Consider the following 17,720-nt stretch of genomic DNA (forward strand, 5'->3'; position numbering starts at 1 on the left):
GGCCTCAGATGAGGCCCCTTTTCTTTGCGAATTGCTTGGTCATAGTCAGGCTGATCAGTGTTTCGGTTTCGCCCACAATCGAGCTGGGTCCGATCTGATAAGCGAGAATATTGGACTTACCGAACGACTTGACGGTGCCATCAGGCATGAACACGTCGAGGTAGACGTTCGACTCGTTCTTGAACTTGAATGTCAGGGTGATCTTGTCGCTATCTGCGACTTCCGCGGCGGTCTGGATCTTCTTGGTGATTTCAGACGGCTTGGTGACAGGGAGAGGCTTTGCAGGCGGAACATACGCCTTGCACACGGTGACGGGTACGACCTGGAAACCGGTGGTGACCTTGTAGACGTCGTGTTTCACGCCCTTGGTCTTCGACAGCTTGCCAGCGATCATGTTCGCTACAGCTTGGGTGTCGTAAATCATCTTACCGGAAACGTCTAGCATCTTGCCCTCCATGGCGTTGTGATGTTTGGGAGAAATTTCCCTTGACTTGACAGTAACTTATGCCGATGCGTATGCAATAGAAAATGCAATTAATTGCAAGAAAAGACTCCGGAGATTTCTCCCCGGAGCCGTTCATTTTTCATGGTCAATCTCGAAGTTTGCCAGTTCGGCCTGAAGCGAGGTCAACTGACTAAGAGGCACTTTGAACGCATTCGTGATCGCCTCGTTCATTTGCTTCCCGATCGCCACAAACGCCGCGTGCACCGACTTTCCGAAAGCGGTTAGTCAGGCGGCGTCGGCGTCTTCTTCGAGATCAACCGTAATATTTGCTTCCGGGAACGCTTTCTCGAGAACTGCGAAGGCCGCTTCCATTCCCATCGCCTTCAGCTTCTGCTCAAGGGTCTGACCGCCAAGGAAGTCAATGCAGATGTATTCAAGAGCCACCGTGTCAACGGTCGTAGAACTCTGCTCTTTGGCTTTGGCGATGGCTGCATCGATAGTCGCTTTCTGGTCTTCGTGAACCTTGAAGGTCTTGGTTGTAACGGTCTTCGAGGACTGATCCTCGAGAGACTGAGGCTTGTCCTTGGCGAGATGCTTCTTGACAGTCTCGATCAAGGTGAGCGTGTTCGAGTTCAATGCGATCTCGATCCACTGATCCTGGTTGTCCTCGTTGATGACGAGGGCGATTTCCTTGAGCTTGGTCCAGCCGATGCCCTTCACCTTGTTCCAAGAGACCTTGGCCGCGGAGAGAGAGTTATAGATGCCGACCCAATACATGGCCTTACGGTAGGCCAGTCCGTGCTCCTTCTCGACAAAATCGCGGAAGGAAGCGTAAGGCTCAAACCAGTTGTTCGCCTGGATGAGCGAGAGGACGCCGCCCAGGCGGAACATCGTGAGTTCGGTCTGTTCGGAGAGAGCCGGGATAAGGTCGCGAGCGTCCTTTTCCTTCAGGTTCTCGATCTCATGAACCAGATCGGACAAAATGTCCGGCTCCATGATCTCGCCAGCCTTGGCGTTCGACGTGGCCACTTCCTTGGACTTGGCCGGCGTCTTGGCCTTGGCTTCCTTCTTTTCCTTGGCCGTCTTACCAGCCTTGGCCTTGGGTTCTTCCTTCGGAGCTTCCGGTTCGGTGGCGGGCTCAGGCTTGTCCTCTGCTTCGGCTCCCTCCGGCGCGTCCTCAAACTGAGACTTCAACCAGGCTCGCTTGCTGTCCGCTTGCCAGCCTTTCCACTCACCCGGAACTTCGATCTCATTCTCCTCGACCAGAGCGTCGAGTTGCGAGTCGTTCAGGGCGTCGACGTCAACGACAACGTCTTCTTCCTCGGCGGCTGCTTCCGGCTCGACCTGGGCTGCCGGCTTTGCAGTTTCAATCTCTGCTTCGACAGCGCCTTTGTTGGCACCCTTCAGAAGCGACAGTGAGGCTGAGCTCATTACCTAGACCCTCCTTGGCCTTTCATGTGTGGTTATCGTTACACCTTAACTGTTGTGCAATTAATTGCAAGATTAGTTCGAGCGAATTGCCATTGCTCCCGTGATTTTTTGCATGTCGAGAGTGATGCCGGGGAGCCTGCCAGCCTGTGCAAGACCCATGCACGCGAGGCCGTATCCGTCAGCAAGATTGTTCGTCGGAGCCTCGAAACCCCACCGCTTGAAGACCTGCAGCATCACCTGCTCCTTGTTCGCAGTACCTTTGCCGCAGACGAACTTTTTCAGTTCAGTCGCGCGCGGGTCGTACCATTTCAGGCCGTCCAGCTTCATCGAGAAGCGGATCAGCGTACCCAGCTCCACGAGGGGTATGATGCTCGAGGCGTTCTTCGTATTCAGTGAGAAGCCCTCGACCACAATCTTGTCAGGGTGGTATTCCTGAATAATCTCCATGATGCCGGTTGTGATATTAATTGCACGCTCGAGGCCGTTCGTTGACCCCGTTGGCTTGATCTCCCACGCCTTGATAACGTCAGGTACGCGGGTGCCCGACTCCCGTAGGAGTACGAGGCCGGTCGCTGTGGTGGAGGGATCGACGCCCAGACTGGTGAGCCTGGCAGATCCTTTCAATTTGATAGCCATCAGTTGCCCTTCCAGTCATAGGTCGCCGGATATTCTCCGGAGAAGCATTCTTTCTTTCGTGTGCATTTAGCTGCACGTTTGGACATGGCCGTAGAGCACACGCCGCACGGCACTCCGACTTTCTTCTTACGGAAATCGGTCACTGCCTTTGCCCGCGCGACGAGTTCGTCGGTAAGCTTGTCGTCCCTCTTGACTGTGAACTCCTTGAAAGGGGAGAATTTTTCGAACAGACCCCATTTCTCGGGATCAGGGTCGGCACAACCATAACCGCCTTTAGAAATGTACATGATCGTCGCCTCAGTCGTGTCTACCTGCTTGGCCCACGGGTGCGTACTTTCCGACACGAGACGGAGGTAGAGATTGGTTCGCCACTGATGTTCCGCGAGCGGGGCCTTGAGGCTTTTGAACTCGTCTTTATCCATCGTTTTTAGTTCAACGATTCGCAGCTTCGGCTGGTTCAGCTTCACGAGCATGTCTACCCCGCACGACGCACCACACTCCGCGCTCTCAAAGCGGACTTCTCGCGGCTCGAGCCACCGGCAGCCGCACTTGCTGCAGCCCTTCGGACGCAGAGTGAAATCGTGCTGCGTTCCACAGTTCGCGCACTTCCAGTGGCAGATAGCCCTCTCCATCTCAGCAAACCAGAGCACGATGTTGCGCTCCTGGTCGCGACCGATCTGAAAGGTCATGCGCTCGGACGTAGTCAGCCAGCCGTCCTTGGGCTTGGCGCCTGACAGATCATGCAATGCGTAAAACCGCGGGCAAATGCCCCCTTCCTTCGTAAGGTCGGAGGCGTGTATGCGCGAAATCGGCCTCGCCGGGTCCCAGCCAGATAAATGCTTGTGCAGGAGGAATTTCACCCCCATCGTTGGCATAGCCTTCTTGGCCGTTTTGAGGAAAGAGACGGCCATCAGTATTTACCTTTCGTGATCACCCACCCCTGGAGGGCAGTCATGGTCTGTTTGATTTGGTCGGCAGACCCGTGAACGGCAATCTCCAAGGTGACAGTCGGCCATTGGTCCCATCCGTGGTTCCAGGTGACTTCCTTGATGCCCAGGCCGTGGTTCTGCAACGCGTTGAGAGCCAGCTCGATCGGGATATCATGGGGATCCGGAAGAGGCGGCTTTACGTCAGCAATCGTGTCCCACTTCGCGGGCGTAATCGTGTTCCACTCCAAACCCTGGATCGGGCCTTCTGCCAACATGATCTGGTCGGCCTTAATAAAGCCGGTAGTTATCAGGCTTGCATCCGAGTCAGGCTTTGCCAGATCGACGCCAGCTACAATGAACGGGACACCTATACCCTTGGATTTCAGTAGGGCTCCGAACTGCTTCACTTGACATTCTCCTCCCACACGTGCCGGGGGACGCAGACCCACTCACCGTCGATGACTGGCTTGCCGTCCGGATTGACGAAGGAAATGATCAGGGCCGGCGACTTGCCTTCCTGACGGGCTTCGCGGGCGATCTTGGCGAGCCACTCAAGCTTCACGCCGAGAGACAGACTGGTCGTGCTTTTGGCTTCCATGAGGACGGTCTCGAGGTCGATATCCCCTTTCGCGCCCTCCATGGCTCCAGATGCTGGCCGGCCCTTGGCCTGAAGCTGTCGAGTCAAGCGTTTTTCAGACGCCCGCCCGGACTTCCCGATCGTATGCTTGTTGCGACGGTTGAGATACGGGTTGCTCACTCCGTATCCCCTTCCTCCAGGACGCCCTGCTTCAACATCGTGTTGATGATGAACTGGCGCACCTGGGAGCCGAACATCGGATCTCCGTATAGGCGTTCCTTAAACGGGGCGATCGTGTCGTAATGCTCCCCGTAGATGTCCCAACCCTTGTTCTTCTCGCCCTTCTCGAACTTGCCGTACGCCTTGAGATACTCGCTGACCGTGTTGAAGTCGTCGCACTGGCCGATCTGCAGGCCCTTGTGAGGCTGAGTGGCCATGACGAACTTGCCGGAAGCCGCAAGGATCGGTGTCTTCCATTTCTTGACGACGAAGTTGACCTCCTTCGCCACAGGCATGACGTCGGACACGGTCTTGTCCACGACATTGGAGCCATGAACACGGAGGCGGATCGCAGACTGGTAGCGAGGCTTATTACCCCCCGGCTCGGTCTCCGGGTTGCCGAACATCACCCCGATCTTGGTCGTGATCTGGTTGATGTAGAACAGGGTCGGGTAGCGACCCTGCTTCTCGGCCTCGGACAAAGCGGCCACCGTCTTGCGGTATAGTTTGCCCATAATCGTACCGACGCCACCCACGATAGCCCCCTCCGCGCTCTTTTCGAGCTCAGACAGACCGACCATGGCAGCGATGCTGTCGAGCACCACCAAACCGACGTCGTGGGCGTGCAACATGCCTTCGATCAGATCGACGCATTCTTCAGCGTACGCCGGTTTCAGAACCACGAGACGACTCGTATCGACGCCGAGAAGAGTTGCCCACTCCGGGTTGAACTCATTCTCGAGGTCGACGAACACGCAGAGCAGCTCAGGCCACAGCATCTGGTGCATGGCTATTGCCCGCAGAGCGATGTTCGTCTTGTTCGAGCTCTCCGGCCCGAAAATAGACGTCACCTTCCCTCGCGGAAAGCCGCCACCCAGCGCCAGGTCGAGCGGGAACAGGCCAGTCGGGATGCGGGTAGCATTGACGAGTTGCCCGCCCACCGAACCGATACTATCGCCCTTGTCCTTCTGGAAGGTCTTGAGCATGTCGAGGACGCCGACCGTTTCCTTGGCCGTGGACTTCTTGGCGATCTTCACTGCCATATCAGTCCTCCTGCTTCGCCCAGGTCACCGTCTCTGTATCGGCGTCGTAAACTACGTCGTAGCTCGGCGCGATCATGCCTTCGGGGACGATATCGAAGTGCGGAGACCAGGCGTCATATTCGACCCTGTCATTGATCAGGTGGTGTTCGGCCCGAACGACGATCACCTCGGCCATCACCTTCATGACGATCTCCGGATGATCGCGGATGACCTCGGCCTCGATCTGGAACTGGCCGACCCTGTGTTCTTGGAAGTGCATTGCAGTCTCCGTGCAATTAATTGCAGAACTAGGCGTTGACAATGTCCTCGACGCACTTCTTGAGACGAGCGTCTACCCATTCCTCGGCATAGTCTGCGACCTGGTCGATCTCCTCGTGGGAGCACGGGATCGAGAGCGAGATACCAATACGGGTGGATTTGTAGTCACCCAGATTGTGCGTGTAGCTGGCCTCGAAGCCGACGCGGCACTGCTCGCCGGACGCAACCGACGGAGTTACCTCTTCAGGAACATGAACGCTCTCCTGGCTAGTCTCCTCGGAGATCGTCTTGCCCTTGTCTTTGTTTTCGACTGTTGTGGTCGCGGTGGTCTGCTTCTTGGTAAGTTTCAGTGCCATTATAGCCTCCTTGCTGTTACTGGCTCACATGTCCTTAATCTGACTGCCAATCGTCTGATACCAATGGTGGCGGTTGGCTGCGTACCCTGAAAAAACAGGGCTATCGTCGTCGATAATGTCGAAGACGGTTGGCATGGGCTTGTCCGGATATTCCCGGCGGATGCGCCCCACAGGCTGCTCAACATTCGACCGCGGCATTGCCAGGATCGCCAGATCCAGCCAATCGATCGACGTGCCCTCGCCCATCATCGTGTATGTGGTGAGAAGGATGGGCTTTACCTTCTCCTTCTCGCGGGCCTTGCGCTCGGCTGCCGTGTTGGCGCCGATGTAATAGCCCATGTCCCGGCCCGAGATCTTGAAGCTCTCGCGGCAAGCGCGGTGGATCGCTTTCAGGTGGTCGTGCAGGGTCGAGAAGATGACGATCTTGCGATCCTTCTCATGTGCCATGCTGATCAGCTCTGCGATCAGGTGGTTACGCACTGGATCGGCGGCGATGATCTTCTCCAGATGCGCTGTCTTCCCCGGCTCATGCGGGAGTCTAACGACCTTCTTGCCTCCAGTCTTCTTGTCCTCGCGCACCACCCGCGGGCAATCCCAAGCGGAACGGAAACGGAGAACCTTCGGCACCATGAGCTGCGCTTCGGTTTTGGCGCGGATCGGGCCGATATGCGCGAAGATCAGCAGCTCCTTGCCGTCTGCACGGTTCGGGGTAGCGGACAAGCCCAGACGAAGCTTTGCCGGGAACATGCAGGCGACTTCAATGAACTGGTCTGCCGGCAGACGATGACATTCGTCGAAGATCACCAGACCGAAGTCCTTAGTGATCCAATCGGGGTACTTGCCGTCCTTCGATAACGAGTGGATCATCGCGACACAAAACTTCGTGCCGACTACCTCACACTTGTCGCCCCGGATCTCCCCGATTTCATGTGGCTGCAGCCCGAGGAACTTCTGGGCACCGTCCAACCACTGCTTGTAAATATCGTCTTTGGTCGTGATGACGAGCGTCTTGCGCTTGACTTCGAATGCCGCCTTGTATCCGAGGACGGTCTTGCCCCACCCCGTGTACGCACTGACGACACCGGACTGACCGGCCTTGAGGAAAGCGGTCGTTTCGTCGAACAGCTCCTCTTGATGCGGGCGAGGAGTCGGGCATTTGGGAAATTCGATGTACTCTCCATCGGTGCGGTTGTCGTTATAGCCGACGGGGCAGATCGCCCGAGGCAGTAAGATCAGACCCGTATTCGGGTCCGTGCGGTACAACGGTACGACGTCACCGAACCGGGACGTGAACTGATACTTGCGCTCGATCTGTGCCTTGTACGGGTAATGCGCCATTGCATCCGTAATCAGGGGCTGGTCGTGCCTGATGAGTTCGCTGAGCACCGCCAAGGCTGATCTCCTGGAAAAAGGGGCGAGTTAGCCTGAAATGACCAACTCGCCAGTTGTCAGCTGCGAGACGCGACTCAAACAGCCGATATTTGCAATTAATTGCAATTCTAGAGCTCATCCTTGAGAGACGAGCTGACGCCCTTCTCGTACCCGATGCCGCCCTGTGCCTTACCCACACCGAGTTCGATCAACTCCTGCGGGGAGTAGTATTTGATTTCCTCGGCATAGTTGGCTGGCAGGCAGTCTTCCACCTTGATGCCAAGTTCAGCAGCGAGGGAGTCAAGGCTGTCGTGCTTCTCTACAAAGTCGAATTGATTGCCGACTGCTGGTTCCTTATCGCCGGTTCGCGAAATATCGAAGGTGCAGCCTGCAAGACCGCCCCGCTTTTCAGCGAGCTTCTGCAGATGCTTGATCGTACCCTTCTTCATCACGTAAAGGCGACGCTGGTTCTTGCGGACCTGTCCCTTGTTGGGGCCAGCCTGAATGACATGCTCGGAGTGGTCGATCACCGTCAACACACCTACCAGCGCAGGTTTGCTGTCCTTGTCGTTCTTGGCACAGATCGGGCACGGCTGGCTCTGGTCGACGTCGGCGGTGCAGACAAAGTGCTTCCAGTCGCCGTTCATGTGGAGCGAATGCTGGTAATAGCGCTGATCCGAAAGCATACCGTTATCATCGAGGTCGCCGTCGAGGAAGGTAATGCGCTTCTCTTCGCCTTCCTTCAGCCAGAAACGCCAGAGCTTACCGGCCTCGGCCTTCGCCATTTCAGCCTTGGCTTCTTCGTTCGCGAGAGCTTCCTGGGCTTCGGCTCCGGACTTGAGAAAGCTCAATCCGCCTTTTGAGCTTGCCTGCTTCTTGGGGGTGGATGCATGAGATACGCCCGCACTACCTGCAGGCATGGATTTGGCGCTCTTTGCGAAGGTCAATGCCATCTTTGTCTCCTTGAGAACCGTTGTCTCACAATGGGTTAGCTGGATGATTGTGCAATCAATTGCATAATGCCTTATCTGCTGAGCGGGTCAAGTATTATTCTTCACTCCGGGCAAGATACCGTTGAGAATTTCATATAATTGCTCCGGGGTCGAAGCACCTGGGTCCTTAACCCCCTCCGGAACCATAAGATGGCCGATAATATGCGTCTCACCGAGAACTTCGTCATACTTGGCTCGGCCTGAGTCCCCACCCACTCCACGGTCAAACAAGGTGTACTGCTCCAGCGCGTCCGACATACGCTTTATTTTCGCAACGCTCGGGTTTGCAAACAAAGGACTTACCACGTTGTCGTAAACGCGCAGCACTGACGCTACATCGAACGGGCCTTCGACCACAACAATCGGACGTGCCCTGTCCACCCATTGCTCGCCATACCAGACGATAGGATTGTTCCGCTTTGCGTAGCGGTACATGCGATAGCGGGGATCGGTGCCTTCATCTACCGCACGTCCGTGGAGACCCACCAACCTCCCCTCGAAATCCCTGATCGGGAAGCACACGCGGCGCTCTTTGTCTTTCGTGTCAGCACGCAAGTCTAGTGCGTCGGCCAGCGCCGGCGGTACATCTCTTTCCTTGAGGTAGTCCCGCGCAAATTGAACCTCACGCCAGGGCGGAAAGCTGTCGAGCCACCATTCGGGGTACAACTGCATGTCTTGCTTCTCCCCGAACAAAACCTCCTCTATGTCGGGGAAATCAAGGTTGAGCTCGGCGTCGTTTTCAGCCTCCTCTATCAGTGTGAATGCGTCCGACCACTTTACATCGACCGCGTGCTGCTTTGAGTTCAGGGTCTGCATTTCCAGCACCAGGTCGAACATGGTCCCGTGGAAGCCGCAAGAAAAGCAGTTACAAAACGCGTCTCCCGCGTCCTTCTTCACACCAAACACTTCCGGACTGGACTTGCCGCCTTCATGGCGCCACGGACCTAATGGGCAGTCGCAAACGATCCACCCTGCCCGCTGCTGCGCGATCGGAACCTTCGCCCCGAGAAGCTTGAGGAATTTTATGGTCCTCTCGATTTTCATTAGAAAGCGCCAGTGCCTACAATGTATTCCGGTTCCTTGGTTGCCTCAGACAAGGCAGTCTTATGAAGCTCCTGCATCGTCTGAGTGCACAACTGATCACAGCGTTCATTCTCCTCGACGCCAGCATGGCCCTTCACCCATTCGAAGGTCACGTCGTGCAACTGATACAAGGCAAGCAGGATCTCCCATAGGTCGCGGTTGATCACGGCTTTTCCCTGATAGGTCTTCCAGCCGTTCTTCATCCAATTGAGGGACCACTGCGTGCAGCCTTTGATCAGGTATTCACTGTCAGAGTAAATCTTGATGGACTGGCCGATCTCGATCGTCTCGAGCGCACGGATGACCGCTATCATTTCCATGCGGTTGTTCGTGGTGCCGAACTCGCCGGCTGTGTGCTCCACACGCTGGCCGTCGGCAAATTTGATGACATAGGCCCAAGCACCGAGACCGTCCTTTTTCAGGTCACAGCCTCCGTCGGTGTAGACTTCGATCACGCCGGGTCCTGTAGGGGTGACGACCGTTCCCGCAGGAGCCAGGTCCCCCAACTCGATCGGCAATGCACCGAGGATTTTGAACACCTTCAACCGTAGGGCTTCGGCTTCTTCGGGGCTATCCGCTTCGATTGTCAGGGGAGCCTGAAACTTCATGTCACTTCCTCGCAGTGATTTTGAGGGTGCGGCTGGTGCGGGACTCTTTGATCACTTCCTTGCGCTGCGGCTCGATCATGTAGGCATCGAGGTCCTTGAGAGTAATCGTGGCACACTTGTAAAAAAGCTCGTCACCCAGGATCTCATGGACCCGCTTCATGTCGATAACCTCGCGAGCTGTACCGCGAGAACCGGCCTCCACCTTGAACTCGACACCGAGTTCTTCAATTGCCGCGTCGGGGTCACCGAGCTCGTTCATGATCTCCTGCAGTTCCTTGTGCGCCTTGGTGTAAGGCTTCAATTCCTCCTGCAGTTTCTTGACTTTGTCCTTCACCTTCAGAGCCACCGCCTCAAGGCGACCAACGGCATCGATCTTGTCCGCGAACTCGGACAGATACGGATCGGGCTTCACCGCGGTCTGCTGCTGAACCTTTGGTTTGTTGAGAACGATCGCCATTATGGCCTCCTGTTTCTTTCTTCAATCTTAGCTGTTGGTCGGTATAATGCAATTAATTGCACATCCTAAAGGAACTGCAAATCTTCGACGTCCGGATCAACGATCTCGTCAAAGTCCATCTGATCGAAGTTCCAGTTGGTAATGAATTTTCCGACCTCACCACTTCGCCCCTTGAGAATGTCGATGGTCCGCTGCTTGAGCGTCTCAACGCTGTCGGGTTCAAAAATGCCGAGGACGATCGAACTCACCTGAGCGATCGCGTCAGTGTAGCCGATATCTTCAAGGCCGGCTTTCTCGCCCTTCTTCTTGTCCTTTTTGGCCGCGGTCTTTGCGAACTGCCATGAGACAGTCGTCGGTGCGATGGCCGCGAGCTCCTGTTTGATCAAGTCGGCATTTTCAGCAACGCGCTGATACCGGTCCTTCACATACGGGTGCTTGAGAAGATAACCACCGTCGATCCATATGCCGCCTGGCTTGAGCTGGCGGGCCAGCATCCAGATATCTTCGACGGTCGCTGTCAGGTTCCCGTCCACCACCCAGAACGGTGAATGATGGCCCTGAATGAGTTTCAGGCCCTCGGAATACTTGGCGAAGTTCGCCGTGGTGAGCCCCGCATTCTTGATCTTGCTCGCGGGAAGATGCGTCACCATTGAACCGAGTCGTTGCTGAACAATGAGCGGGTTCATCTCCATCGATACGAACAGACGTGTCTGGTTCTGAATGTCCACCGGCGTCGGCTCGGCCATCTCCATACCGAGGAGCCAACCGTGCAGAGCGGTTTTAAGCAGCTGCCACGTCTTGCCCGCTGCAGGGCGACCGACGAGACTGACCATATCGCCTTTGACGAGTCCCCCCATCATGGCGTCGAGCGTCGGCCAACCGAACTGAATGCCGTACTGGTCCGAAGTCTTCCACTTCTGGACATAATCCTGAACGAGAGCGTCGTGCGCTTCGCGGAAGTCCACCACCTGCTTCGACTGGCGCCTCGAGACGAGTTCCATCACCGCTGTCGTCAGGGCAAGTAACGCTTTCTCGGGGTCTTTCTGGTTTGGCTGCAGGTTCTCAGACGCGTTCTGCATCGCCTTCTTGAGACGATGCTCCGTATCCCGCATGAGAAGCAGGTCGTGATAGTATGCCGCCGGCTCCTTGTGAGGGACCAGCGCCTCGTCCACATGGGCGAGGATGGTTTCTGGCTTCGGTAACGCCTGATACTGCTTCACGAACTCGCGGACGAATTTGTAGACCGGAACTTCGTTAGCCTTGAACAAGCCTTCCATGTCTCCGAACTGGAGCAAGCCGGCAACTGATCCTTCGGCCAAAACAGCCGAGATAAACATCTTTCCTAAGCTCAACTCACACCCCCACTTCGAGGAAATGGTTCGAGATCAGCTCCCCAAATCCGAGGCCGTATTCCTTCCGCAAGACGGTCTTATTCGAGGCGAACAGAACAGTCTGCTGACCGGCGACCTGGCGTTGCGACAGGAAATCTAGCAAGGCCGAAACCTGCCACTTGGCGATCGAGCCGCCTTCGGCCTCCGTGTAGAAGAAATTCGGGATCAGGATGCAGGTGAGATCCGGCATGTCCTTGGCAGACAGCAAATCGAGAACAGTGCCAAGAGTCATCACCCGCGCCCGGATGAAGTTGCGCACCAGCGCCCCCGCCATCGCAGACATGCGAGCTTCCATCTTTCCCGCACCATTCGTACCCGTATAGACGAGACCGGACACTCCGGTCCCGCCCTGCAGGTGCTTGCGGAAACTTTTCAGATAGTCGATTTCGGCCTTAGTGAAGTCATTCGGAAGCGCCTGCCAGATCCAGTGCTGCTGAATACCGGCGTCCAGCGCGAAATTTTCTATATCTGCGACCAGCCGCTCATGATGCTCCTTGACGAGCACGCCGTCCTTGAATGGGTCGACTGTCATAAGCCGCCCCCGTTGATGGCCTTGATAAGATCATCGAGGCTCGACGGCATGGCGTCATCGACCTCAGCCGCAGGCTTATCCGCCTTCGGTTTGGTTTGTGAAATTAATTGCACATCCTTGGACGAAATCATGCCGGTGCCAGCCTCCTGCTTTGACGGCGATTTGGGGGATTTCGCTATCAGGTTTACAGCAACGCCAGCATGTTTCAATAGGAAATCGAGGTTGGGCATTGAAGGACTGTTCTTTATCCCCGCCTGTTCTTCGACAGTCTTCGCAAATTTCACCCAATCAACCAAAGCAACAGTCATGGCCTTTATTGCTGTTCCGGGTGGGCACTTGTTGATGAAGTTTTTGAACTGTCCCAATTCCTTCTTCGTCGTTACGGTAGACACAGAGCCGTGATGCTCGAACACCAGTTGCTTCCAGAGAAACGACAACCCCGTCGCAGAGTCGGGGTGATGCAACATCTTGTTCGCCTTCACGTGGGCGACGACGTCGAGGACGGACGTAGGCTTGGCCGGCTTCGCCTCGCTCGCGCCCGCGTTCATCTTTGTTCTTTTCCCTTTCGGGGGAAGTCTGATCATGCTTGCACCCTTTCCTGGACTGGCGAAAGACCCCGCTTTTGACCCTGCGTGCAACTGCACGCTAATCTCCATGTTGTCACTCCCTGTTGTTTCTCCCTGTATATAGAGTGGACTTATTTGAGACCCCTCGGGCAGACACTTTTGTGTACTGCTTGAGTGGCCTTCTACGAGTCTACTGCCTTTCTCCGTGAGCCAGATATGATTCACATTCTTATTGCCGAACAAACCCTGCTTCGACTGGATCAAGCCCAGCTGCCGCAAGTTGGATAAGCTCTTTTTGATGCGCCTCGGCTTGAAGCCAGTCTCGCTTACGAGGTCCGAATAGGACTGCGCGGTCGACTTCTTTCCAGCCTTCCGGGCCTGATTGTACCGGAACGCTATACGCACTAGAAGAATGGCGTCATACGGGTCCTGCGTGCCTTCAAAGGCCCTCGCCAATAAATTCGTCAAGGCCGTCGCCTCCCATCACTTTGAGGGCTTTATCTGTGAGGCGGAACACGTTCACATTCTTGTTGCCCACCAGCTTCTGACTGAACTCCAGGAGTTTCTTGTCTCGGATCACCTCGAGAGCGAACCGCACCTGCTTGCGCGTGCAGCCAGTTTCTTCCGTGATCTTGACGTACGGGAACGGGACCCCGAGGACCCCGTTCTTCAACTGCCTGCGGCACTCCTCTCCAATGACGAGGAACACCACGGCAGCCGTCAGATTGCCTGTAGCTTTATGGGCTCGAGCAATACAATTCGGCATCACGCCTCCCCGGTAGATGGGTCCTTGTCTTCGGCATTGTTGGCCGGCGACTTCTCCTGCGCCTTTTCCAGCGCTTTCTTGAGGATCTGCGCCTGCATGCCGAACACGCCGATGTTGGCTTCCATCGTCTCCTTAATGGCCTGTTTCTTGGCTATGGTGTCCATGATCATTGCGACGATTTTCTTGTAGTAGGCGTCGAACCATTCCTTGATCTCGCTGACCGGAATGATCAGGTGTTCCTCGCCTGCGAGCTCGGCCACGTAGTCGGCCATCTTCGATGCGAGAACGCCCTGGTCGACCTCGGCAAGGAACTGCTGCACTTCCTCGTCGGTGCCGTTTGGCTTACCCTTGAGAAGAACACCGATGGTCGTGGACGAGCGAACCTCATCAGTCTTTTCCCAGACGACCCCCGGCCAAGCTGTCGCCGTCGTGAGCGCCAGATCAGCGATCGACACGACCACCTTCTTGGACGGATCATCCTTGAACATGTCGCCGGCCAGCGCGGATCGGATGCGGGCGCCGAACCATGTCGTCCCAGGACAGTTCATAGCGATACCGTCGAGGATCTCCTCCGGCTTCACGCCGATGACGAAACCACCGCGGCGGGCGATCACGAGATACGAGTTCTTGCTTTCGGTGCCGCCCATCATCAGAGGCTGCTGCTTTTCAGCGTTCATCAGTCTGTTTCCTTCATTGCAATTGATTGCACAACTATGGTGCTTGGTAGTCGAACAGGATCAAGTGGTGAGAGATGGCTTGGCCTGCTTCACAAAATTGTAGACCTCGGCGGTCAGGGCCGCCTGCGAATAAAGTGGCGGGGAAGCTCCTTCGATCGGGGTCACGCGCTTCATGATATCCTTGATCGCTGTAGGCTGGTCGTAAATGAAGCCCTTGAAGCCGTCGATCACCTTGATGATGAACTCCTCGGCCTTGGCCTTATCCAGCCCATTGAAGTCCAGTGTCTTGTCGATGCGGCCCTCGCGATAAAGCTCCTTGGGAAGCTTGCTGGCTGCGTTCGTCGTCATCATGACCAGAACCCTGCTCTTATGCTCCGCAAGCCACCAGAGGAGCTGGCTGAGCATCGTGGACGTGGTTCCCGAGGTGTCATTGTTCGACGTGTTGAAGATCTTCTCGACCTCGTCGATCAGGGCGATGCACGGCTCCTCATGATCGAGGCGTGCAAGGTTGGTCAGCATGTTCTGCTCGCTCTCGCCCACGTACTTGTTCTTCGTGCCGGCAATGTCCACGCGATAGAGCGGGACGCCCCACTGCAGAGCCACGTACTTGGCAGCTGCCGTCTTGCCGGTTCCGGGAGGGCCGTCCATCAGCAGGCCCCTCGGGATAAGTCGGGGATCGGTCCCGTGCAGGAAGAACTCACGCTCCTTCTCGATCCACGTAGCAAGCTCCTCCGGTGGATCGTAGAAGTCCTGCTTGACGTCGATCTGGGTCAGGCCATTCGACGCCTGGAATATCGACTTACGGGTCTCCATGATGCCCTGAACGGTGAGGCTGTGATCCCGAGCCATGGTGAGGCGAGCGAGCTCGGCTGCTTCCTTGATCGTGCAGCCACCCAACCCCTGCAGGAGCACCTTGGCTTTTTCCTTGTCCTCCACGACCGCGGTCATGAAATCGAGAAGCAGCTGACGCGGAACCGGCACTTCGCCGGCATTGAACATCGGTTCCACCACACGCTCCGGGTTCACCAGAATGAGCGTGCTCTCGGCATTGACCATCTTCTCGTACAGCTTCACCAGCGGCAGCTGGGCGCCTGCAGGGTGAACGAAGTAAAATAGCGTGTCCGGTTGTGGCTTGGTGGAATTAATGTCGTATGGGAGGGGAGGCTTGTCCGTGAGCGTCTTCAGAACCTCGACGAAATTGACGAGGTCTCGGGTGTGAACAGCGATCAGCGGGATCTGGGCTTCTATGGCTAGTTTGAGCATGGTCGATGGCGGCCCTCCTTGGCCTTATTCCATCTGACTATGACTGAGATGCGTGCATTAGCAAGCAAAAATGCAATTGATTGCACAAATTCCTACTGAGAGCAGCTGGCAATAGCGAGCAGCACGGCCCATCCTATGAGGAGTACGAGAGGCCAGTGATCTGCACGGTCATTGCTCATCTCATTTTCCACACTTTGAGAAACTCGATCGCTTCCTTGGGATTGTTTGCGGCGAAGATCGACCATTTCATCAACCCTTCTCCGGTCAATCCGGCGAGTACCGCGACCGGGATTGTATAGGTATTCCCGTCGAGTTCCAGAAGGGCCAGCACAGGCTTGGTGAAGACCCAAGCAGCAAACAAGGCGGCGAACACCGAGATGATGCTACGGAGCCACGTCATCCGGGGAGACGTGGCCAGCTTAAAGAGCGCTGCGCCGAACACGGCGAGCCAAAAGGATATGTCATGCCCAAAAATATTCACTGACGTACCCTTCTAATGTTTAACGCTGGAGGCCGAAGAACGATCCCAGCACCCAGCGCGGACCCCACGCTCGAAATGAGCGTCGATCCTCTTGTTGCCCTCTTTCGTCGTCGCCTGAACATCGCCCAGTGAGTCGTCAATGACCCCGCAAGGCTTATTTACCGGCAGCATTGCTTTGGGAGCACAGCCCGCGAGTACGATCCCAAGTGCCGCCGCGCCGGTAACACTCATCAACAGCCGCCTGCCCTTTTGCGGCCTTCCCGTCATTAGCCCTATTTGCTTTCTCAACATCACTGATGGCCTCCTGCCGCGCGCCTTCACGGAGCTCATGAACTGTCCAGCTCAGCGCGCCGATAATAGCGAGACCTAACAGTCCATAGATGATTGATTTCGGGCTCATCGGCGCTCACCGTTCTGGAACGCCTCGACACCTTTCTTTTCACCATGCCGGCTAATGCCGAAAATCACGGCGGCAATGATCGCGATAATCAGGAGCCAGACCCAGCCAGGTACGTCTGCCGCGTATTCCTTGAGCGGGTCTATATACGCCTTGGCTGCATCAAACTGATCGAAGATGCCCATCACCGCCGCAACGATAGTCGAGAAGAACGCGGTCACGGCAGAGATGATCTTGGAGATGAAGTTAGCCTTCACTTCCGGCACCTTGGCTACCACGTCCTTCACCGGAGCAGCTACCCTTCCGACAGCGATCTGCCGCGGCTGAGCCGTTTTCAGCGCCTCCATGAACTCATCGTCGATCGACGTACTCAACGGCAGACCATTCTCCGCCCTGAAGGCAAGGATTGCCCCGCGAGTCATGGTGCCGATAATACCATCTGACCCTCCGACCTCCGTGTAGCCCAGCTGTTTGAGCATCACCTGTACGTCTTTGACGATAACAGGGTTGGTGATCGGGGAGTTCTTCGGTAGCGCGGCTTTAGCGTTGTCTGGCCAGACCTTCTTGGCCGTCGCCAAGTATTTCTTGACTTCTGCCAGACCATTCGTGCCGCCGTTGATCGCCTTGCGAACTCCGGTCGTATCATCCTTGTCGGCCAGCGCATTGCAGCCACGTTTGCCCCACTCCCGGACGGCGGTGAGAAATGCGACCTTTACATTCGTCTGAAGCGTGCCGGGGCTTTTCTCGAAGCCCATCTTGCGATAGCCCTCGCGCCCCGTGGTCTGCAGCATACCGCCGCCTCGATAGATCCACCCATCTTCGCTGGGCGCCGAGGCGTTGCCCATGCGACCACCATAGACCTTGATCGCCAGTTTCTTGGCCTGGCGAACGTACGGCTGAGCAGATTTTACGGTCTTGAACCGCGATGGCCATACGGCCTGGATGCGCTCTGCGCTGGTGTATGTCAGGCTTTCGACAATGGTGCGCAGGCCGCCTGTCTCCACGGCAATATTGCACATGAAATGGCGGATACGGCGGGGTGTCGATATCCCCTGCTTTTCGGCTTCAGCCCAGTTATCGACGATGGCATCGATCAGACTGGCCTTGGCATTCGGAAGGAACCTGTTGAGTTCCGCTTTCGTGACCATGGCGGCTGTCCCGTTTGTGCAATTGATTGCACAGCACTACATAAACAGCTCATCGAGTGCAATTGATTGCAACGAAAACGGACCCACGACAGCA

The 17,720-nt window shown here is 56.1% G+C and carries 23 protein-coding genes; all 23 read right to left on the reverse strand.

The window, feature by feature from the left end; genetic code table 11:
- Positions 1-4: 4 nt before the first annotated feature.
- Positions 5-445, reverse strand: a complete 441-nt coding sequence (locus tag ACOWVS_RS16665; RefSeq protein WP_139309285.1) for a hypothetical protein — start codon at positions 443-445, stop codon at positions 5-7.
- Positions 446-730: 285 nt separating this feature from the next.
- A complete protein-coding gene (locus tag ACOWVS_RS16670) occupies positions 731-1,876 on the reverse strand; it encodes a hypothetical protein (RefSeq protein WP_170873272.1) in 1,146 nt (381 codons plus the stop codon).
- 72 nt (positions 1,877-1,948) lie between these two features.
- Complete coding sequence (locus tag ACOWVS_RS16675; protein ID WP_075042161.1) at positions 1,949-2,512, reverse strand: crossover junction endodeoxyribonuclease RuvC; 564 nt, start codon at positions 2,510-2,512, stop codon at positions 1,949-1,951.
- Complete coding sequence (locus tag ACOWVS_RS16680; protein ID WP_075042160.1) at positions 2,512-3,423, reverse strand: hypothetical protein; 912 nt, start codon at positions 3,421-3,423, stop codon at positions 2,512-2,514. Before ACOWVS_RS16680 ends, ACOWVS_RS16675 begins: the two co-directional genes overlap by 1 nt.
- The gene (locus ACOWVS_RS16685; protein WP_075042159.1) at positions 3,423-3,848 is read right to left on the reverse strand and encodes a hypothetical protein; all 426 of its coding nucleotides are present in this window, start codon (positions 3,846-3,848) and stop codon (positions 3,423-3,425) included. The genes ACOWVS_RS16680 and ACOWVS_RS16685 overlap by 1 nt, the downstream gene beginning before the upstream one ends.
- The gene (locus ACOWVS_RS16690; RefSeq protein WP_075042158.1) at positions 3,845-4,198 is read right to left on the reverse strand and encodes a hypothetical protein; all 354 of its coding nucleotides are present in this window, start codon (positions 4,196-4,198) and stop codon (positions 3,845-3,847) included. The genes ACOWVS_RS16685 and ACOWVS_RS16690 overlap by 4 nt, the downstream gene beginning before the upstream one ends.
- Positions 4,195-5,280: a hypothetical protein gene (locus ACOWVS_RS16695; protein WP_075042157.1), complete on the reverse strand. Its 1,086-nt coding sequence runs from the start codon at positions 5,278-5,280 to the stop codon at positions 4,195-4,197. The genes ACOWVS_RS16690 and ACOWVS_RS16695 overlap by 4 nt, the downstream gene beginning before the upstream one ends.
- 1 nt (position 5,281) lies before the next feature.
- Positions 5,282-5,539 carry a hypothetical protein gene (locus ACOWVS_RS16700; RefSeq protein WP_075042156.1) on the reverse strand — a complete coding sequence of 86 codons (258 nt, stop codon included), beginning with the start codon at positions 5,537-5,539 and terminating at the stop codon, positions 5,282-5,284.
- Between the two features lie 28 nt (positions 5,540-5,567).
- Positions 5,568-5,894 (reverse strand): hypothetical protein, encoded by a 327-nt coding sequence (locus ACOWVS_RS16705; protein ID WP_075042155.1) that lies wholly within the window; start codon positions 5,892-5,894, stop codon positions 5,568-5,570.
- A gap of 24 nt (positions 5,895-5,918) precedes the next feature.
- Positions 5,919-7,280 carry a DEAD/DEAH box helicase gene (locus ACOWVS_RS16710; RefSeq protein ID WP_247644438.1) on the reverse strand — a complete coding sequence of 454 codons (1,362 nt, stop codon included), beginning with the start codon at positions 7,278-7,280 and terminating at the stop codon, positions 5,919-5,921.
- A gap of 113 nt (positions 7,281-7,393) precedes the next feature.
- Positions 7,394-8,218, reverse strand: coding sequence for a hypothetical protein (locus ACOWVS_RS16715; protein ID WP_075042153.1), 825 nt, complete (start codon positions 8,216-8,218; stop codon positions 7,394-7,396).
- A gap of 87 nt (positions 8,219-8,305) precedes the next feature.
- The gene (locus ACOWVS_RS16720) at positions 8,306-9,301 is read right to left on the reverse strand and encodes a hypothetical protein (protein ID WP_075042152.1); all 996 of its coding nucleotides are present in this window, start codon (positions 9,299-9,301) and stop codon (positions 8,306-8,308) included.
- A complete protein-coding gene (locus ACOWVS_RS16725; protein ID WP_081375277.1) occupies positions 9,301-9,948 on the reverse strand; it encodes a ribonuclease H family protein in 648 nt (215 codons plus the stop codon). Before ACOWVS_RS16725 ends, ACOWVS_RS16720 begins: the two co-directional genes overlap by 1 nt.
- 1 nt (position 9,949) lies before the next feature.
- Positions 9,950-10,405 (reverse strand): hypothetical protein, encoded by a 456-nt coding sequence (locus ACOWVS_RS16730; protein ID WP_075042151.1) that lies wholly within the window; start codon positions 10,403-10,405, stop codon positions 9,950-9,952.
- 65 nt (positions 10,406-10,470) lie between these two features.
- The gene (locus ACOWVS_RS16735) at positions 10,471-11,700 is read right to left on the reverse strand and encodes a DnaB-like helicase C-terminal domain-containing protein (RefSeq protein ID WP_170873271.1); all 1,230 of its coding nucleotides are present in this window, start codon (positions 11,698-11,700) and stop codon (positions 10,471-10,473) included.
- Positions 11,701-11,758: 58 nt separating this feature from the next.
- Positions 11,759-12,328 (reverse strand): hypothetical protein, encoded by a 570-nt coding sequence (locus tag ACOWVS_RS16740; RefSeq protein WP_075042149.1) that lies wholly within the window; start codon positions 12,326-12,328, stop codon positions 11,759-11,761.
- Positions 12,325-12,984: a hypothetical protein gene (locus ACOWVS_RS16745; RefSeq protein ID WP_420984172.1), complete on the reverse strand. Its 660-nt coding sequence runs from the start codon at positions 12,982-12,984 to the stop codon at positions 12,325-12,327. The genes ACOWVS_RS16740 and ACOWVS_RS16745 overlap by 4 nt, the downstream gene beginning before the upstream one ends.
- A gap of 349 nt (positions 12,985-13,333) precedes the next feature.
- The gene (locus ACOWVS_RS16750; RefSeq protein WP_075042147.1) at positions 13,334-13,660 is read right to left on the reverse strand and encodes a hypothetical protein; all 327 of its coding nucleotides are present in this window, start codon (positions 13,658-13,660) and stop codon (positions 13,334-13,336) included.
- Positions 13,660-14,337: a hypothetical protein gene (locus tag ACOWVS_RS16755; RefSeq protein ID WP_075042146.1), complete on the reverse strand. Its 678-nt coding sequence runs from the start codon at positions 14,335-14,337 to the stop codon at positions 13,660-13,662. Before ACOWVS_RS16755 ends, ACOWVS_RS16750 begins: the two co-directional genes overlap by 1 nt.
- 60 nt (positions 14,338-14,397) lie before the next feature.
- A complete protein-coding gene (locus ACOWVS_RS16760; protein ID WP_075042145.1) occupies positions 14,398-15,600 on the reverse strand; it encodes an AAA family ATPase in 1,203 nt (400 codons plus the stop codon).
- A 175-nt stretch (positions 15,601-15,775) separates the two neighbouring features.
- Positions 15,776-16,081, reverse strand: coding sequence for a hypothetical protein (locus ACOWVS_RS16765; RefSeq protein WP_139309281.1), 306 nt, complete (start codon positions 16,079-16,081; stop codon positions 15,776-15,778).
- A gap of 154 nt (positions 16,082-16,235) precedes the next feature.
- Positions 16,236-16,481 carry a hypothetical protein gene (locus ACOWVS_RS16770; protein ID WP_139309280.1) on the reverse strand — a complete coding sequence of 82 codons (246 nt, stop codon included), beginning with the start codon at positions 16,479-16,481 and terminating at the stop codon, positions 16,236-16,238.
- Entirely contained in the window at positions 16,478-17,626 is a 1,149-nt protein-coding gene (locus ACOWVS_RS16775; RefSeq protein ID WP_075042142.1) for a peptidoglycan-binding protein, read from the reverse strand. The genes ACOWVS_RS16770 and ACOWVS_RS16775 overlap by 4 nt, the downstream gene beginning before the upstream one ends.
- Positions 17,627-17,720: the final 94 nt, after the last annotated feature.

Source organism: Brucella sp. IR068 (assembly GCF_049065885.1).
Taxonomy (GTDB): domain Bacteria; phylum Pseudomonadota; class Alphaproteobacteria; order Rhizobiales; family Rhizobiaceae; genus Brucella; species Brucella intermedia.

Bases quoted from the DNA above. Each gene is read 5' to 3' on its own strand.
- ACOWVS_RS16770 (WP_139309280.1), bottom strand. From the start codon at position 16,481: ATGAGCCCGAAATCAATCATCTATGGACTGTTAGGTCTCGCTATTATC.
- ACOWVS_RS16665 (WP_139309285.1), bottom strand. From the start codon at position 445: ATGCTAGACGTTTCCGGTAAGATGATTTACGACACCCAAGCTGTAGCG.
- ACOWVS_RS16715 (WP_075042153.1), bottom strand. From the start codon at position 8,218: ATGGCATTGACCTTCGCAAAGAGCGCCAAATCCATGCCTGCAGGTAGT.
- ACOWVS_RS16760 (WP_075042145.1), bottom strand. From the start codon at position 15,600: ATGCTCAAACTAGCCATAGAAGCCCAGATCCCGCTGATCGCTGTTCAC.
- ACOWVS_RS16705 (WP_075042155.1), bottom strand. From the start codon at position 5,894: ATGGCACTGAAACTTACCAAGAAGCAGACCACCGCGACCACAACAGTC.
- ACOWVS_RS16725 (WP_081375277.1), bottom strand. From the start codon at position 9,948: ATGAAGTTTCAGGCTCCCCTGACAATCGAAGCGGATAGCCCCGAAGAA.
- ACOWVS_RS16720 (WP_075042152.1), bottom strand. From the start codon at position 9,301: ATGAAAATCGAGAGGACCATAAAATTCCTCAAGCTTCTCGGGGCGAAG.
- ACOWVS_RS16700 (WP_075042156.1), bottom strand. From the start codon at position 5,539: ATGCACTTCCAAGAACACAGGGTCGGCCAGTTCCAGATCGAGGCCGAG.
- ACOWVS_RS16755 (WP_075042146.1), bottom strand. From the start codon at position 14,337: ATGAACGCTGAAAAGCAGCAGCCTCTGATGATGGGCGGCACCGAAAGC.
- ACOWVS_RS16740 (WP_075042149.1), bottom strand. From the start codon at position 12,328: ATGACAGTCGACCCATTCAAGGACGGCGTGCTCGTCAAGGAGCATCAT.
- ACOWVS_RS16670 (WP_170873272.1), bottom strand. From the start codon at position 1,876: ATGAGCTCAGCCTCACTGTCGCTTCTGAAGGGTGCCAACAAAGGCGCT.
- ACOWVS_RS16680 (WP_075042160.1), bottom strand. From the start codon at position 3,423: ATGGCCGTCTCTTTCCTCAAAACGGCCAAGAAGGCTATGCCAACGATG.
- ACOWVS_RS16730 (WP_075042151.1), bottom strand. From the start codon at position 10,405: ATGGCGATCGTTCTCAACAAACCAAAGGTTCAGCAGCAGACCGCGGTG.
- ACOWVS_RS16675 (WP_075042161.1), bottom strand. From the start codon at position 2,512: ATGGCTATCAAATTGAAAGGATCTGCCAGGCTCACCAGTCTGGGCGTC.
- ACOWVS_RS16745 (WP_420984172.1), bottom strand. From the start codon at position 12,984: ATGGAGATTAGCGTGCAGTTGCACGCAGGGTCAAAAGCGGGGTCTTTC.
- ACOWVS_RS16695 (WP_075042157.1), bottom strand. From the start codon at position 5,280: ATGGCAGTGAAGATCGCCAAGAAGTCCACGGCCAAGGAAACGGTCGGC.
- ACOWVS_RS16750 (WP_075042147.1), bottom strand. From the start codon at position 13,660: ATGCCGAATTGTATTGCTCGAGCCCATAAAGCTACAGGCAATCTGACG.
- ACOWVS_RS16775 (WP_075042142.1), bottom strand. From the start codon at position 17,626: ATGGTCACGAAAGCGGAACTCAACAGGTTCCTTCCGAATGCCAAGGCC.